This is a genomic window from Streptomyces sp. NPDC058326 (assembly GCF_042879855.1).
Classification (GTDB): domain Bacteria; phylum Actinomycetota; class Actinomycetes; order Streptomycetales; family Streptomycetaceae; genus Streptomyces.
On record NZ_JBHVZO010000029.1, the window covers coordinates 1 to 15,895 of the forward strand.

Sequence of the window (15,895 nt, forward strand, 5' to 3'; positions counted from 1 at the left end):
CGGACGCTTCCTTTGTACTCACCCTCTCGGGCTTTCCTCCGGGCTTCCCTTCGGTCTTGCGTTTCCGACTCTATCAGATCTTTCCGATCCGATTTTCCTCGGTGCTTTCCGGTCCCTTTTGCTTTCGCTCCGGGCCCTTCCGGCGGTTCCGACTCTATCAGATCCTTTCGGCGTCTGACCCCCAGTCAGCGGGGTTTGCCTTAGCGGCTGTTGGGCCGTTCCGACGTCTCAAACTCTAGCGGATTTCCCCGGCGGCTCATAATCGAGCCATTCGAAATGAATTTCGGCATGCCGAAATTCTTCCCGGTGGGGAGATCGTGCGGAGTAGAGGTGCCGCTCTCAGCGGCGGAGTGGCTGTCGAAGAACCGTTCCGGCTCTGTGACAACTCGGAGAACACTACGCATCCGGCAGGGGCGTGTCAAGCCCTGTCAAGCGGTTTCAGTCGAGGTCCGTCAGGCGGCCGCCGGCGTCGGGCTGGGTGAGCTCCACGCGGCGCAGGAGGCGGATGAGGATCTCGCCGAGGACGCCCCTCTCCTCTCCTGTGAGGTCCTGGAGGAGCTCCTCCTCGAAGGCCGTGGCCATCCGCATCGCCTCCAGCCACTTCGAGCGACCCTCGTCGGTGAGCTCGACGATCACGCGGACCCGGTTGTTCTCGTCGCGGTCGCGGGTGACCAGGCCTTCACCGGCCATGCGGTCGATGCGGTGAGTCATCGCGGCCGGGGTGAGTCCCAGACGCTTGGCGAGCTCGCCGGGGCCCAGGCGGTAGGGCTCGCCGGCGAGGACCAGGGTCTTGAGGACCTCCCACTCGGCGTTGCTGATGCCGAGGTCGGCAAGCTGGCGTCCGTACGCCACGTTCATACGGCGGTTCAGCCGGCCGAGGGCGGAGACGACCTTCTCGACCTGGGGGTCGAGGTCGCGGAACTCGCGCTGATAGGCGGCGATCTGCTCGTCGAGGCTCGGCTCCTGAGGAGCTTCCGGGCCGGATCGCTCGGGGTTTTCGGACATGGAGGCGAGTATCCCACGGGTCTCGTTGGCGTTGAAGTCCTTCGGTGTGTACTGTTGAGACGTTAACTTTAGCGTTGAAGTCTTCAAGGTTCAGGCCTACACGTCTGAACCTGCGACCGAAGTGGTGAGTGTGACCAAGGCGAGGGGCGCAGCGATGCGCCGCATTCAGGCAGGCAGCGCGCTGAGCGCGTTCGGACTCGGCTTCACCGTTCCGTACCTCTATGTGTACGTGGCTCAGGTGCGGGATCTGGGCGCGGCCACGGCGGGCATCGTCCTGGCCGTCTTCGCCATGGCCGCGCTCGTGGTGCTGCCGTTCAGCGGACGGACGATCGACCGGCGCGGGCCCGTGCCCGTGCTTCTCGTGGCGTCGGTGATCGCGGCCGTCGGTGCCGTGGGCATGGGCTTCGCCTCCAGCGTCCCGGCCGCTGTGGCGGCCGCGGCGCTGCTCGGCGCCGGTACGGCCGTGCTCCAGCCGGCGCTCGCCACGATGATCGTCTGGTGTTCGACGCCTGTCGGCCGCACCCGGGCCTTCGCGATGCAGTTCTTCCTGCAGAACCTGGGTCTCGGTGTCGGCGGTCTGATCGGCGGCCTCCTTGTCGACACGAGCCGTCCGGGCAGCTTCATCCTGCTGTTCTCGATCGAGGCGGCGATGTTCCTCGTGCTCGCGGCCGTCGTCGGGACCGTCCGGATGCCGGGCTCCCCGGCTCTCCGGGACACCCGCCCGGCCGGGGGCGGCAAGGGCGGCGGTCTCCGTGCGCTGCTCGGGCACAAGGCGATGGTGCAGCTGTGCGTCCTCGGCTTCGTCCTCTTCTTCGCCTGCTACGGACAGTTCGAGTCGGGGCTCGCCGCGTACGGCACCGAGGCCGCCGGCATCCAGCCCTCGGCGCTCGGCATGGCGCTCGCAGCCAACACGGCGGTGATCGTCGCCGCCCAGTTCCTGGTGCTGAAGTTCGTCGAGCGCCGCAAGCGGACCCGGGTGATCGCGGCCGTGGGTCTGATCTGGACCGTGGCCTGGCTCATCGCCGGCTACGCGGGCCTCGGGCACGGCAGCCAGGCCATGGCGACGGCGGCCTTCGTCTCCACGTACGCCCTCTTCGGACTCGGTGAGGCGATGCTGTCGCCGACCGTCGCGCCCCTGGTGGCCGATCTGGCGCCGGAGTCGATGGTCGGGCAGTACAACTCGGCCTTCGCGCTGGTCAAGCAGCTGGCGCTGGCCGTGGGACCGGCCGTGGGCGGGCCCATGGGGGCCGCGCTGCACGGGCCGTACATCGTGACCTTCGTGCTCTTCTCGCTCGGCATCACCTTCCTCGCCGTGCGGCTCGGCCGGCAGCTGACCCCCGAGCAGAACCAGCCGTCGCTCACCGTGAAGCCGTCCCGGGTCGTGGCGCAGCACCTGCCCGAGAAGGAGACGGCCGCCGCCTAGGCCCCGCGAGCCCGGCATGATCCAAAAGACAGGCCCTAGCCAGGCTCAGGTCACCGTCTGGTCGGGCAGGGCGAACTCGCACCAGACCGCTTTGCCGCCGCCCGGTGTGCGGCGGCTCCCCCAGGACGAGGCGATCGTCGCGATGATGGAGATACCGCGACCGGCCTCGTCCTCCGTTTCCGCCCTGCGGCGGCGCGGCAGGTGGTCGTCCCCGTCCGTCACCTCGATGATCAGGCGGCGGTCGGTACGGCGCAGGCGCAGCCGCATGGGCGGGGTGCCGTGCTGGAGGGAGTTCGCCACCAGCTCGCTGGTGGCGAGGACGCCCAGGTCGCGCAGCTCGACCGGGAAGCGCCAGGAGGACAGGACCCCGGAGGCGAAGGCACGCGCGCGGGGGGCGGCCTCCACCCCACCGAGGAGCTCCAGGGCCGCGTTGTGGAAGAGCTCCGCGTCCGTTCCCTCGCGGGAGGGGTGCTGGACGACGAGGACGGCCACGTCGTCGTCGTGCTCGGCCGTCACCCCCAGGGAGCGGAGCAGCCGGTCGCAGACCACCTGCGGGGTGCCGTTGGCTCCGGAGAGCGCGCGGGCCAGGGCGGCGACGCCCTCGTCGATGTCCTCCCGGCGGCGCTCGACCAGGCCGTCGGTGTAGAGGACGGCGGTGGAGCCGGGCGGCAGGGCGATGGAGCCCGAGGCGTGCAGCCAGCCGCCGGTGCCGAGCGGCGGCCCGGTCGGGTCCTCGGCGCACCGGACCGTGCCGTCCTCGTCCCGGACGAGGATCGGGAGGTGGCCGGCGGAGGCGTAGACCAGCTTGCCCTCGTTGGGGTCGTGGATCGCGTACACACAGGTGGCGATCTGGCTGGCGTCGATCTCGGCGGCCAGGCCGTCGAGGAGCTGGAGGACCTCGTGCGGGGGCAGGTCCAGGCGCGCGTAGGCCCGGACGGCGGTGCGGAGCTGGCCCATGACGGCGGCGGCGCGCACGCCGCGGCCCATGACGTCGCCGATGACGAGCGCGGTGCGGCCCGCGCCGAGGGTGATCACGTCGTACCAGTCGCCGCCGACGGCCGCGTCGGTGCCGCCGGGCTGGTAGGTGGCGGCGATCCGCAGGTCGTCGGGCTGCTCGAGGTCCTGCGGGAGCAGGGAGCGCTGGAGGGTGACGGCGGTCTCGCGGTGGCGGCGCTCGCTGGCGCGCAGCCGCTCGGCGGCCTCGGCGTGGTCGGTGACGTCCGCCGCGTGGACGAGGACGCCGCCGCCTTCGAGGTGCGGGCTGTCCACGGGCAGGCACGTGACCGTGTACGAGCCGCCGTCCTGGGTGCGGCGGGACTTGACCGTGCGGGGCTTGCCGCTGCGCAGCACCTGGTCCAGGAGGGGCAGCAGGCCGAGCTCCTCGGCCTCCGGGCAGGTGGCGGCGACGGTGGCGCCCGCGGGGCGCGGTCCGAAGGCGGCGGCATAGGCGTCGTTGACGTACGCGATGCGGTGCTCCGGGCCGTACACGAGGGCGACCAGGCCGGGGAGACGGCCGAGCAGCTCCCGTACGGAGAAGTCCTCCAGGGCGGGCACGCCGGCCGTCCCGACGGGTTCGTCGGTGGCGTCGGCCTCGTCGGCGTCGCTGCCGAGTCGCCCCTGCTGCCGCGCGTACTCACCGCGGGCGGCGGGCACGGAGCCTTCGGCCCCCCGCGCCGCGCGGCGCTGTGTGCCGGGGAGCCGGGCGCTCCAACGGGTGAAGTTCACGGATCTGTATGCCTCGTGGTGTCGGTGCCGTGCAGAGTCACGCTGTGCAGGTGTGAGCCCACCTATGGTCACACGTCCAGTGTGGACGAGTGCACTGACAGTGATGTCAGGACGACGGCTTGTCGCCGGTGTCCGGTGGCGGTGCGGCGGCGAGTTCGAATTCGGCGCGGGGATGTTCAAGGGATCCGAGGGAGACGATCTCCCGTTTGAACAGGCCTGACAGGGTCCATTCGGCGAGCACCCTGGCCTTGCGGTTGAAGGTGGGCACCCGGCTCAGGTGGTAGGCGCGGTGCATGAACCAGGCCGGGTATCCCTTGAGTTTCCGTCCGTAGACGTGGGCCACTCCCTTGTGGAGGCCCAGGGACGCGACGGAACCGGCGTACGCGTGTGCGTACTCCTTGAGCGGCTGCCCGCGCAGGGAGGCCGCGATGTTCTCGGCGAGGACCCTGGCCTGGCGGACGGCGTGCTGCGCGTTGGGCGCGCACTCCCTGCCGGGCTCCTCCGCGGTCACGTCCGGGACGGCGGCGGCGTCACCGGCGGCCCAGGCGTGGGCGACGCCCTCCACGGCGAGCTGGGCCGTGCAGCGGAGCCGGCCGCGTTCGTTCCTCGGCAGATCCGTCTCGGCGAGGACGGGCGCGGGCTTGACGCCGGCGGTCCAGACGACGGTACGGGTGGGCAGCCGGGTGCCGTCGCTGAGGACGGCGACCCGGTCCTCGCAGGATTCGAGGCGGGTCTCCAGGCGTACGTCGATGTTCCGGCCGCGCAGCTCGCGGATGGCGTACCGGCCCATCTCCTCGCCCACCTCGGGCAGGATCCGGTCCGAGGCCTCGACGAGGACCCATCGCAGGTCCCCGGGCTTGACGTTGTGGTAGTACCGCGCCGTGTAGCGGGCCATGTCCTCCAGCTCGGCGAGCGCCTCCACGCCCGCGTACCCGCCGCCGACGAACACGAAGGTCAGGGCCGCGTCGCGAATCGCCGGGTCCCGGGTCGAGGAGGCGATGTCCATCTGCTCGATGACGTGGTTGCGCAGGCCGATGGCCTCCTCGACGGTCTTGAAGCCGATGCCGTGGTCGGGCAGGCCGGGGACCGGAAGGGTGCGGGAGACCGAGCCTGGCGCGATGACCAGCTCGTCGTAGGTGAGGTCGACGGTGCCGGTGCCCTCCTCGGCGGTGGCGAGGGTCGAGAGGGACGCGGTCCGCTTGGCGTGGTCGACGGACCTGACCTCGCCGATGACGATCCGGCAGCGGTCGAGGACCCTGCGGAGCGGCACGACGACATGGCGCGGGGAGATCGAGCCGGCGGCGGCCTCGGGCAGGAACGGCTGGTACGTCATGTACGGATCGGGAGTGACCACGACGATCTCGACGGCGCCGGCTCTCAGCTCGGCCCTGAGCTGCCGCTGGAGGCGCAGCGCGGTGTACATGCCGACGTAGCCACCGCCGACGACGAGAATGCGCGCAGGTTCGGTCACTGTCCCATGACGCACTCCCGTCCGTGGTTTGTCCACAGGCCCGGCAAATTGTGTGACCGGAGGGGTACGGAGGCGTGGGGTGGCGCGCGAGGGGCGCCCCGGGGAAACGGTGCAGGTCAGAGCGGACGGCCCGGGTCCGGGGGCGGGCCGGAATCGGGAGTGTTCCGGTCCTTGCTCCGATCGGGGGGCGCACCGTACGGAACTCCCCCTTCTGAATTGACCCGGACTCAACTATGTTCGTAGTTCGTCGGGGTGCCGGAGGCGAGCGCGTGGACCGAAGCGCTCACCGGCCGGAAGCCCCGTGTCAGGGCGGGGAGTCTCCGGGGGGAGACATCATGAGCGGGGGAACGCTTATGCATATTCAGGATTCACGATGGCAGACGGGTGCCGGCACGGCGACCGTCGACAACGGCCTCCACGCGGGCGCCGGCTCCGAGCGCAACGGCGCACCGGTGGTCGGCAGCAGGTCCGCGCCGCTGCGGGTGGACGCCCAGCGCAATCTGGAGCACGTCCTGCGCGCCGCGCGCGAGGTGTTCGGCGAGCTCGGCTACGGCGCTCCGATGGAGGACGTGGCTCGCCGCGCCCGTGTCGGTGTCGGCACCGTCTACCGGCGTTTCCCGAGCAAGGACGTCCTCGTGCGGCGTATAGCCGAGGAGGAGACCTCCCGGCTGACCGAGCAGGCGCGGGCCGCGCTCGGCCAGGAGGAGGAGCCGTGGTCGGCGCTCTCCCGGTTCCTTCGGACCTCGGTCGCCTCGGGTGCGGGCCGTCTCCTTCCGCCGCAGGTGCTGCGGGTGGGTGTCGACGACGCCGTGGTGCCGCCCGTCGGTGACGGCACGGACGACGCGGCACGGGTGCCGTCCCAGCGGGGTGTCGCCGAGCAGGCCGACGCGCGCGTGGTGGCGCCGCGGGCCGTACCGGCCGAGGAGCGGGACGACGCGGGCGCCGCGGAACTGCTCGAAGTGGTCGGCCGGCTGGTCGACCGGGCGCGTGAGGCGGGTGAGCTGCGGACCGACGTGACCGTGGCGGACGTCCTCCTCGTCATCGCCACCGCCGCCCCGGCCCTGCCGGACGCGGCGCAGCAGGCGGCGGCCTCGACGCGACTCCTCGACATCCTGATCGAGGGACTGCGCTCCCGGTAGGCGAACCGCGTCCGCACGGCGTCCGGCAGGCGGCGTGCGGCACGGTGGGCGAAGCGCGTCCGCGCACCGTCGTGCGGGTGGGGCTTTCGTGGTCCGGGCGGACCAGCGAGCATGACACGAACGTGTGAGCGGTTACGCCCGGATACACGAAGTGGCCCCGGACGAGTGGTAAGTGGACGCGCCGCTTCGACGCGCCCGCGCTCTGTGGCAGGCTGAGCCGGTGTTCGGGTCTGAGCGTGCGTACGGGGGCTTCCGCGATGAGCGGTGACGGTCGGGACGATCCACTGGGCAACGGCGGGACCGCGGAGACCGGAGGCCTGCCCGCGGGGCAGGTGCCGAGTCAGGGCGGGCCGGCCGGCCTCTCCGGCGCGCCGGAGACGACGGCCGCCGAGCTCCTCGATGCGAGCGTGCCCCAGCAGCGCGAGGGCAAGGCCTCCGGCTGGGGCCCGGGGCCCGGATCCGGGAGCGTCGCGGGAGCGTCCTCCGCCTCCGACGGATTCGCCGGCCCCGGGAACCTCGCCGGAGCCGGTCACCGCGCCGAGGACGACGAGCCCGGCACCGTCCTCCCGCCGCCCATCGAACTGCCGCCCTCCGACTCCGAGCTCGTCCAGCTCATGCGGGAGGGCGACGACTCCGTGTACGAGGAACTGTTCCGCCGCCACTCCGAGGCCGTGCGCCGGTACGCCAGGACCTGCTGCCGGGACGCCCACACCGCGGACGACCTCACCGCCGAGGTCTTCGCCCGTACCCTCCAGGCGGTCAGGGGCGGGGCCGGGCCCGAGCAGGCCGTACGCGCCTACCTCATGACCACGGTCCGGCGGGTCGCCGCGAACTGGGCCAGGACCCAGAAGCGGGAGCACCTCGTCGAGGACTTCGCCGTGTTCGCGGCGGACGCCGCCCGCTCCTCCGAGTTCTCCGACCAGGACACCATGGACCTCGGTGCGGACGTGCGGGCCATGCACGAGGCCGAGCAGTCGCTCGCCATGCAGGCCTTCCGCTCGCTGCCCGAACGCTGGCAGGCCGTGCTCTGGCACACCACCGTCGAGGAGGAGTCCCCGAGCGAGGTCGCACCGCTCTTCGGACTCACCGCCAACGCCACGGCCGTGCTCGCCAGCCGCGCCCGGGAGGGCCTCAAGCAGGCATACCTCCAGGCCCATGTCAGCCAGTCCCTCACAGCCGGCGGAGACTGCGCCCGGTACGCGGACCGGCTCGGCGCCTACGCGCGCGGGGGCCTGCGCATGCGCGCCGAACGCGGACTGCGCAAGCACCTGGACGAGTGCGCCAAGTGCCGGCTCGCCGCCGGAGAGCTGGCCCACGTCAACGCCGGGATCCCCGCGCTGCTGCCGATCGCCGTCATCGGCTGGTTCGCCGCCGGGTACTCGCTCAAAGCGGCCGGGGTCGTCGCCGGCGGCACTGTCGGAGCGGCAGGCGCGGGCGCCGCGGCCGCCGCCTCCGGGACCTCCGGGGGTGCCGCCTCCGGAGGCGCGGCGGCGGCGGAGGGACTCGGCGCGCCCGCGAAGGCCGGTATCGCGGCGGTCATGGCCGTCGCCGCGGCCGCCGGACTCGTCTGGGCCATGGCCGGGGACCCACAGCCCGTGGCCGCGCCCAAGCCGACCCAGCCGGTCGTCACCCCGGTCGCCCCGGCGGAGCCCGCACCGCCGCCGAAGCCGTCACCGAAGCCCGTACCGCCGCCCCCGCCCGTGACGTCCGAACCACCGGCGCCCACACCGACGCCGAGCCCTCCGAAGCCCTCGCCCACCCCGGCCCCCGCGAAGCCGGCGCCTCCGCCGAAGCCGAGCCCGAAGCCCAGCCCGACGCCGACGCCCACCCCGACGCCGAGCCCCGAGAAGCCCTCGCCGAAGCCCTCGCCGCCGTCCGTCTACGAGGTCGGCGAACTGCGGTACGGGATCTTCGGCGACGGAACCGAACCCGAGGTCTCGCTCTCCGACAGCAGCTGGATGTGGCCGCGCGACGACCTCTCCATCGACGGCACCCCGTACGCGCACGGGGTGAGCGTCCACGCGCCGTCGTCGCTGTTCATCGACCTCAACCGGCAGTGCACGCGTTACGACGCGATCGTCGGCGTCGACGACCTGAGCGTCCCGCTCGGCGTCGGCGGCGTCCGCTTCTCCGTGTACGGGGACGAGGAGCGGCTGTGGCGGTCCGACGTGATCCGGCCGGGCGACCCGCCGGTGCCCGTGTACGTCGACATCACCGGCCGCAGCACGATCCGGCTCGTGGTGGAGGAGCACACGCCGTTCGGCAGCGCCGCGGTGGCCGACTGGGCCGAGTCCCGGATCAGCTGCTCCTGAGGGTCGCGTCCCTGTCCCTGTCTCCGTTTTCGGTCTCGTCCCCGTCCCTGCCCCTGTTCTTGATTTCGTCCCTGTTCTTGATTTCGTCCCCGTCCCCGGGCGCGGTGACCGTCCCCGCCAGGGCCAGCACCTCGTCGATGCCCAGGCCCGTCCCCGCCTCGCGGGCCGCCGCGAGGCCCGACGGGCCGAGCGCGGCCAGCGCCCTCGCCATCACGGCCTCGGTCTCCCGCAAGCCCGGGACCGAACGCGGCGTGCTCTCGCGCCAGCCGTCGACAGCCGCCAGAACCCTCACCGCGAGGGCCGGTTCGCCCGCCTCGGACAGGGTGAAGGCAAGGCCCTCCGCCAGGCCGGTGGTGACGAAGTCCGCGCACTGCGCGTCCCGCGCGCCCCGCAGCGCCCCCGCGGCCGTGGCGACCGCGGCGGCGCCCTCACCCTCGTACGCCTGGACGCGGGCCGCGAGACCGGTCACCACCGCCTCGAAGTGCGGCGGCGGCGCACCGAGCGCCACCGTCCTGCCCGCCTCCTCCACCTGGGCGCGGGCCGCCCTGACGTCCCCGCGGTAGAGGGCGAGCGAGGCGCGCAGGAAGCAGACGAACGTCTGCGTGTCCCGCACGTGGTAACGCTCGGCCTCCCGTGCGGCCTCGTCGATGCCGCGCTCGGCGGACTCCATGTCTCCCGCCCGGTAGGCGAGTTCGGCGAGACGGGCGAGGAAGAACGGGGTCTCGGCATGCGCGCCGACCTCACGCGCCAGGCCGATCGCCTCCTCGTACGCCTCGACGGCCTCCTCGTGACGGCCGCGCATCATATGGGCCTCCCCCGCCGCACTCACGATCTGCGCGGTCATCCAGCGGTCGCCCACCCGCCGCGACAGCGCCCGGAGTTCCGCCAGATCCTCGTCGATCTCGGGCATGCCTCCCGGCATGTCGACGACCATGTGCGTACGGAACATGAGGCTGACGCCGATCTCCCACTCACCCCCGTACCGACGGCAGTTGGCGACGGCGATGTCGAGCAGGCGCCGGACCACCACCGGTTCCTCGGTGAGGTACGCGGTGAACGGCCACAGCAGCCCCGGGAAGCGGGCCCCCTCCGGGCCGGGCGGTTCCCCGAACGCGGCCCGCACGCGCCGGACGAGCGCGACCGTCTCCGGATCCTTGAAGTCCGCCATCGTGCTGCTCTCGACCGCGAGGAAGAACTGCAGCATGCGCAGGTGCATGCGCGGCCAGTGGCGGGGGTCCGCGGGGTCCGCCGGATCGTCGCCGAGCGCGACCGCCCGCTCCACCCAGGCCTGCCCCTCCGGGCGGTAGTTGCGCAGCCACCAGAACCAGCCCATCGCGAAGACGAGACGGTGGGCGGCGGCCTCGTCGGGCGGGGGTCCCCCCTGCTCGACCGAAGCCGAGAGCTTGGGTGCGGGGCCGAGGGTGCGGTGCAGCGCGGCACGGATGTTGTCGAGGTCCCGCTCGATCCGCTCGATCCACGGAAGCTGCTCGCCCGAGCGGAGCTTGGGCTCGGCGGTCTCGGCGAGGGCCGTGAAGTGGGCGGTGTGGGTGGCCTCGGCGGCGGCCAGCAGCGCCGGTGTCTCGGCGGCCCGCTCGGCTGCGTACTCGTGGATGGTCTCCAGGAGCCGGTAGCGCATCTCGCCGCCCTCGGTGGGCGTGGCCACGACCAGGGACTTGTCGACCAGGGCGCCCAGGGAGTCGGCCGCGCTCGGCGAGAGGGCCTCCGCGGCGGCGAGATCCCAGCCGCCGGCGAAGACCGAGACCTGGCGGAGCAGGGCGCGTTCGTCGGGGTCGAGCAGGTCCCAGGACCAGTCGACGACCGCGCGCAGGGTCTGCTGGCGGGGCAGGACCGTGCGGGAACCGGAGGTGAGGAGGCGGAACCGGTCGTCGAGACGCTCGGCGATCTGGCGCGGGGTGAGCAGACGCAGCCGGGCCGCGGCCAGCTCGATGGCGAGCGGCAGTCCGTCGAGGCGGCGGCAGATCTCGTCGACCGCCTCGCCGCCGTCCGCGGCGAGGTCGAACGACGGGCGTACGGCGCGGGCCCGCTCGGCGAAGAGCCGGTGGGCCGGATCGGGCGGGAGGGGCTCGACGGGCCGGACCGACTCACCGGGAACGCCGAGGGGTTCCCGGCTGGTGGCGAGGACGCGCAGCTGCGGGCAGTGGGTGAGGAGGGTCTCGGCGAGGGCGGCGGCCGCGTCGATCACGTGCTCGCAGTTGTCGAGGACGAGGAGGAGGGGGCGGTCGGCCAGGTGCTCGACGAGATGGGCGGTGGGGTCGTCCTGGAGGGACACGCCGTCGCGGGTGATCAGGTTGATCTCGCGGAGCCGGAGCGCGGAGAGGACGGCACCCGGGAGCGCCTCGGGGTCGTCGAGCGGCGCCAGTTCGGCGATCCAGGCGGCCGGCCCGACCACCCGCAGCGCGGCCTCCTCGGCGAGCCGCGTCTTGCCGGAACCACCTGGCCCGGTGAGCGTGACCAGCCGGGAACGGCCCAGGTCGGCGCGGAGCGCGGCGAGCTCGGGCTCACGGCCGACGAAGGAGGTGAGACGGGGGCGGATGTTGCCGGGCTCGGGGGTGGGGGTGGGGGTGGGGCCGGTGGGCGCGATCGGCGGGGTCGGTGGGGTGAGTGCGGCCGGTGCGGTCTGAGCGGTCGGTGGGGTGAGTGCGGCCGGTGCGGTCTGGGCGGCCGGTGGGGGCGGTGCGGTGACCGCGGTCTGTGCTCTTGGGGGGATCGGCTCGCCGGGTGCGGTCGGCCCGGGCCGTCCTGTCCGGCCGGACGGTTCTCTCTGGCCGGTCGGTGCGCCGGTTCGGTGGTCGGGGGCGGTGGAGGCCCCCGCGAAACCGCCTGCGGCCTCCTCGGACGGGCCGGGGGAGACCCGTACGGCGCCGGAGTGGGGATCCCGTACGGGACCCGCTCCCGTGAGGAGCTCCCGGTGGAGGGCGGTGAGTTCGGGGCCCGGGTCGGTGCCCAGGGCGTCCGCGAGGGTGCGGCGGGCCGACTCGTAGGCCGCGAGGGCGTCGGCGTGGCGGCCCTCGGCGCGCAGGGCGCGGATGAGGTGGGCACGGAAGGCCTCGTCGTACGGGTACGTGGCCGTGAGCTCGGTCAGCTCCGGTACGAGTCCGTCGGTGGCCCCCCGGCGGAGATCGGCCGCGACGCGCTGCCGCAGGGCCGCGAGCCGCTGGGCCTCGGGGCGGACGCCCGCGGGGTCGGGCAGATCGGCGAGGGCGGGCCCCCGGAAGAGACCGAGGGCCTCCCTGAGGAGGGTGGCGGCGGTGTCGGGGTCGCCCGCGTCGAGGCGGGCGCCCGCGTCCCTGACCCGTCGCTCGAAGACGTACAGGTCGATGTCCTCGGGGCCTGCGACGAGCCGGTAGCCGGGGCCGGGGGTGGAGGCGACGGCCTCCCTGCCGAGGATCCGGCGGAGGCGGCCGACCAGGGCCTGGAGGGCGGCGGGCGCGTCCTGCGGTGGGGCGTCCCCGTACACGTCGTCGGCGAGTTCGATGACGGAGGCCGGCCGTCCGCCGCGCAGCGCGAGCGCGGTGAGGAGCGCGCGGAGCCGGGCGCCGCCGAGGGGGAGGGGGGTGCCGCGGGGGTCGAGGGCCTCGGCGGTGCCGAGGATGAGATACCGCACCGGCTCATTGTGTCCGGTGGGTGGCGCGTACGCCTCGGGGTTTTACCCGGGTGTGGCCCTCGGGGTCAGGCCCTCAGAACGCCGAGGTGTCGAGGTCGAAGCCGAGGGGGTGGGGAAGCGCGACGGTTGTCCCCAGCTTGTGGATGGACTTGTGGCCGTAGTCGTCACCGGAGGGCTCGGAACACACGCCGGCCTCGCTCGCCTCGCGGTCGATCAGCAGGTAGAGGGGAATCCCCGCGCGCGCGTAGGCCCGGATCTTCTGCACGCGGTCACGGCTCGCGGTGGAGGAGGAGGTCACCTCGGCGACGAGGAGGACGGGGTCGGGGGCGTGCCACTCCTGCTGGTCGTCGAAGCTGCCCTTGGGGGCGATGACGAGGTCGGGAATGACCCGGACCGTGTCGGTGGTACCCGGCAGGCTGAGGCCGATGCCCGTGAAGTTGCGCAGCTCCTTGTCGGCGCGACGGGCGATGACCTGTTCCACCACCTCGGTCACGATCTCCTCGTGCTCGCCGTTTGCCGGAGGTACCACGTAGATCTCCCCTTCGATCAGCTCCACACGCCAGCCCTTGGGGGCCAGCGCACTGAACAGCTCGAAGGTCTCCTGGACACTCGCGCCCTCACGGTCGGGCATGCCCTCGGAGAACGTGTCTTCCGGAACCGGCAGCGGCATCGCCATGCTGCACCTCCTTCGCTCGGCGCGACGTTCTCAGCTTAGGCCGGGCAGCGCGGCGGGGTCCGGAACGCGTTCACTTGAACGAGCGTGCTGTGACGTTTCACCCCGCGGACTCGCCCCGCGTCACGCCGGCAGCGACCTGGACGCGGGGATCAGCGGGCCCTGGACCGCCCGGTGGGCGCGGGGCTCCGTCGTGTTCGTCCAGCAGGAGCCGCGGCGTGCCAGGAGGCGGCGGAGCCAGAGTTCGGTGGAGACCAGGTCGGCCAGGCCGTCCAGGGGGACCGGTTCGCCGTCGGCCGCCGCGCGGAGGGCCTCGCGGACGACTCGGGCCTCGATCAGACCGGCGTCGGCGAGCAGCGGGGCGTCGAAGAGGGCGAGCAGCTGGGGCAGCGCGGCGCGCAGCCCCGCGCGCGTGGCGGCGGCCGGGACCGCCGGGTGGGAGGCACCCCAGCCGGGCGGGAGGTCGTGGACGCCTGCGCCGGAGAGGACCGTACGGAGGACTCCCGCGCGCGCGTCCGGCTGGACCCGCAGCGATTCGGGGAGCGCCCGGCAGGCCCGTACCACTTGGTTGTCGAGGAAGGGGGCGTGCAGCCGCTGGCCGCGGATCTCCGCGGCCTGTTCCAGGACCCGGTGGTCGGCCGCCGCGCGCGCGAGGGCGGCACGCGCGCGTGCCTCGCCCGGGCGCTGGACGGAGGCCGGCAGGGTCGCCGCCCGGTTCAGGCGAACCGATACTTCAGCCAGTGCCTCTCCCGTCAGCCACCGCGCGGCCGGTCCCGGCCGCGACCAGGTGAGTGCGGAGAGGGACGCTTCGAGGGGGCCGAAGCCGTCCGGTGCCGTCCGGTTCGCTTCAAGGACCCGCTGGGCCGCCGACTCCAGGCCCGTCCGGTAGGGGGTGCGCGCCAGCTTCCGCGCCGCCCGGTACACCGTCAGGGGCACCAGCAGCGAACCCGCCGAAGGGCCCGAGGCCTTGGCGAGAGCTGTCACGGGACGCACCAGGGAGCGGCGCCTGCGGTCCATCAGGAGGTCCGCGAGGCGCGCCGGGTGCGCGTCCAGGACCTGCTTGGCGCCCATGCCGGTGAAGTGGTCGGCGCTGCCGCCCGCGAGCCGCCGCCGGTGCCGTTCGGCCGTGACGAGCGCGGGCCCCGGTTCGTCGGTGAGCGGCCCGTCCAGGGCGGCGTACGGGAGCGCCTCCTCGCCCGCCGCGACGACCACGTGGTGCAGGCGGGGGTCGGCCGCGATCTCCCCGGCCCGCTTCAGCTCGTCCTCACGGCCCGAACCGGTCCGTGTCGCCAGGTCGTTGAAGGTGACGGCGAGCAGCCGCTCCCCCGCGCCCGTGCCGTGCCCGGTGATCGTGCCCGGCACCCCCGGGAGCCCCGCCGCGAGCAGCGCGAGCGTGCCGGAGGCGCTGCCGCCGGACAGATCGGCACCGATTCCCGGCGCCGGGCCCGCGCCGCGGGCGGCCCGCCGGTCGGCGGGCCCCATGCCGGGGACGGGTCCGGGGTCGGGAGGCGGGGCCTCGGGCGCGTGCCGGGGGGCGGTGAGCCGGGCGCGGACCGCCTCGACCAGGGCGTCCCGTACGCCCTCGACGGCCTGGCGTGGGTCGGTCTGGGCGGCCGCTACCGCGAGCGAGGCGACCTGCTCGTACCCGGTGATCTCGCGTGAGCCCTCCCGCAGGATCAGCGCGTGGCCCGGCGGGACCCGCCTGACCCCTTCGTACGGGGTGGAGTCGCGCAGCGCCTCCGGGGTCTCGGGGCAGGCGAGCAGGGCGGCCAGGTGACCGATGTCGAGCTGGGCCTCGACGAGGTCGGCGAGCGGCAGGGCGGCGGTGGCGTAGGCGGTGCCGCCCGCCCACGGGGTGTGGAACACCGGCCGGGCGCCCGCGAGATCACCGGTGACGGTGATGCGGCGGCCGGCCCTGACGACGGCCGTGTAGCTGCCGGGCCAGGCCGTGAGGTGGCGCAACGCGCCCCCGCGCGCGGTGAGCAGGCCGATCCGGAGGTCCTCGTCGCTCGCGGCGCAACAGCCGAGCACGGCGAGGCGGGTGTGGTCGTCGACGGCCACCACCCGCACCTCGTCGGGGCGCCAGTCGCCGACCGCCCACAGCGGATCGGGGTCGCCCCAGAGGAGTTGTGCGCCCACCGGTTGCACCGTACGCCCCTCGGTGGCGGCGGCCTGGCCGGCACCGGCGGACCGCGAGGAGCCGTGACCCGCGCCGTGAGCGCGGTGCGCGCCGTGAGAGCCGTACCCGCCGCCGTGCGCGCGGTGAGCGTCGTACCCGCGGTCGTACCCTCCGTCGTACGAACCGTGCGGGCCACGCGTGTCGTACCCGCCGCCGTACGTGTCGTAGCCGCCGGACGGTGCTGGAACCGTCCCGTACGAGCCGCTCGCCGGTCCCGTCCGCGCCCCGGCCGTCGTTGCGAAGCTCGCGGCGACACTGCTCCAGCCCACCAGCCATCGCATCGGCGCCTCCACGTCCGTTTCGGTGGAGGACATGCTGCCACGACAACGGCGCACGGGGCGGA

Annotated in this window: 9 protein-coding genes; 3 read left to right on the top strand and 6 right to left on the bottom strand. The window is 73.6% G+C overall.

The window, feature by feature from the left end; translation table 11 throughout:
* Nucleotides 1–438 precede the first annotated feature (438 nt).
* The gene (locus ACFVYX_RS33315) at nucleotides 439–1,005 is read right to left on the bottom strand and encodes a MarR family winged helix-turn-helix transcriptional regulator (protein WP_389685224.1); all 567 of its coding nucleotides are present in this window, start codon (nucleotides 1,003–1,005) and stop codon (nucleotides 439–441) included.
* 154 nt (nucleotides 1,006–1,159) lie between these two features.
* On the opposite strand from ACFVYX_RS33315, the gene ACFVYX_RS33320 reads away from it, so the two are divergent.
* The gene (locus tag ACFVYX_RS33320; protein ID WP_389685225.1) at nucleotides 1,160–2,428 is read left to right on the top strand and encodes an MFS transporter; all 1,269 of its coding nucleotides are present in this window, start codon (nucleotides 1,160–1,162) and stop codon (nucleotides 2,426–2,428) included.
* Between the two features lie 45 nt (nucleotides 2,429–2,473).
* On the opposite strand, the gene ACFVYX_RS33325 is transcribed toward ACFVYX_RS33320, so the two are convergent.
* The gene (locus ACFVYX_RS33325) at nucleotides 2,474–4,153 is read right to left on the bottom strand and encodes a SpoIIE family protein phosphatase (protein ID WP_389685226.1); all 1,680 of its coding nucleotides are present in this window, start codon (nucleotides 4,151–4,153) and stop codon (nucleotides 2,474–2,476) included.
* Nucleotides 4,154–4,259: 106 nt separating this feature from the next.
* A complete protein-coding gene (locus ACFVYX_RS33330; protein ID WP_389685227.1) occupies nucleotides 4,260–5,624 on the bottom strand; it encodes an NAD(P)/FAD-dependent oxidoreductase in 1,365 nt (454 codons plus the stop codon).
* Nucleotides 5,625–5,977: 353 nt separating this feature from the next.
* Here ACFVYX_RS33330 and ACFVYX_RS33335 point away from each other — a divergent pair, with 353 nt between their 5' ends.
* Entirely contained in the window at nucleotides 5,978–6,763 is a 786-nt protein-coding gene (locus ACFVYX_RS33335) for a TetR/AcrR family transcriptional regulator (protein ID WP_389685228.1), read from the top strand.
* Between the two features lie 257 nt (nucleotides 6,764–7,020).
* Nucleotides 7,021–9,075 (top strand): sigma-70 family RNA polymerase sigma factor, encoded by a 2,055-nt coding sequence (locus ACFVYX_RS33340; protein WP_389685229.1) that lies wholly within the window; start codon nucleotides 7,021–7,023, stop codon nucleotides 9,073–9,075.
* Here the strand turns inward: ACFVYX_RS33340 and ACFVYX_RS33345 are convergent.
* From ACFVYX_RS33345 to ACFVYX_RS33355, 3 genes are all read right to left on the bottom strand, one after another.
* A complete protein-coding gene (locus ACFVYX_RS33345) occupies nucleotides 9,062–12,700 on the bottom strand; it encodes a BTAD domain-containing putative transcriptional regulator (RefSeq protein ID WP_389685230.1) in 3,639 nt (1,212 codons plus the stop codon). The genes ACFVYX_RS33340 and ACFVYX_RS33345 overlap by 14 nt on opposite strands.
* A gap of 73 nt (nucleotides 12,701–12,773) precedes the next feature.
* Complete coding sequence (locus ACFVYX_RS33350) at nucleotides 12,774–13,376, bottom strand: Uma2 family endonuclease (protein ID WP_389685231.1); 603 nt, start codon at nucleotides 13,374–13,376, stop codon at nucleotides 12,774–12,776.
* Between the two features lie 120 nt (nucleotides 13,377–13,496).
* Nucleotides 13,497–15,833 (bottom strand): asparagine synthase-related protein, encoded by a 2,337-nt coding sequence (locus ACFVYX_RS33355; RefSeq protein ID WP_389685243.1) that lies wholly within the window; start codon nucleotides 15,831–15,833, stop codon nucleotides 13,497–13,499.
* Nucleotides 15,834–15,895: the final 62 nt, after the last annotated feature.

Coding starts and splice junctions, on each gene's coding strand:
- ACFVYX_RS33350 (WP_389685231.1), bottom strand. CDS start 13,376: ATGGCGATGCCGCTGCCGGTTCCGGAAGACACGTTCTCCGAGGGCATG.
- ACFVYX_RS33320 (WP_389685225.1), top strand. CDS start 1,160: ATGCGCCGCATTCAGGCAGGCAGCGCGCTGAGCGCGTTCGGACTCGGC.
- ACFVYX_RS33315 (WP_389685224.1), bottom strand. CDS start 1,005: ATGTCCGAAAACCCCGAGCGATCCGGCCCGGAAGCTCCTCAGGAGCCG.
- ACFVYX_RS33340 (WP_389685229.1), top strand. CDS start 7,021: ATGAGCGGTGACGGTCGGGACGATCCACTGGGCAACGGCGGGACCGCG.
- ACFVYX_RS33355 (WP_389685243.1), bottom strand. CDS start 15,833: ATGCGATGGCTGGTGGGCTGGAGCAGTGTCGCCGCGAGCTTCGCAACG.
- ACFVYX_RS33335 (WP_389685228.1), top strand. CDS start 5,978: ATGCATATTCAGGATTCACGATGGCAGACGGGTGCCGGCACGGCGACC.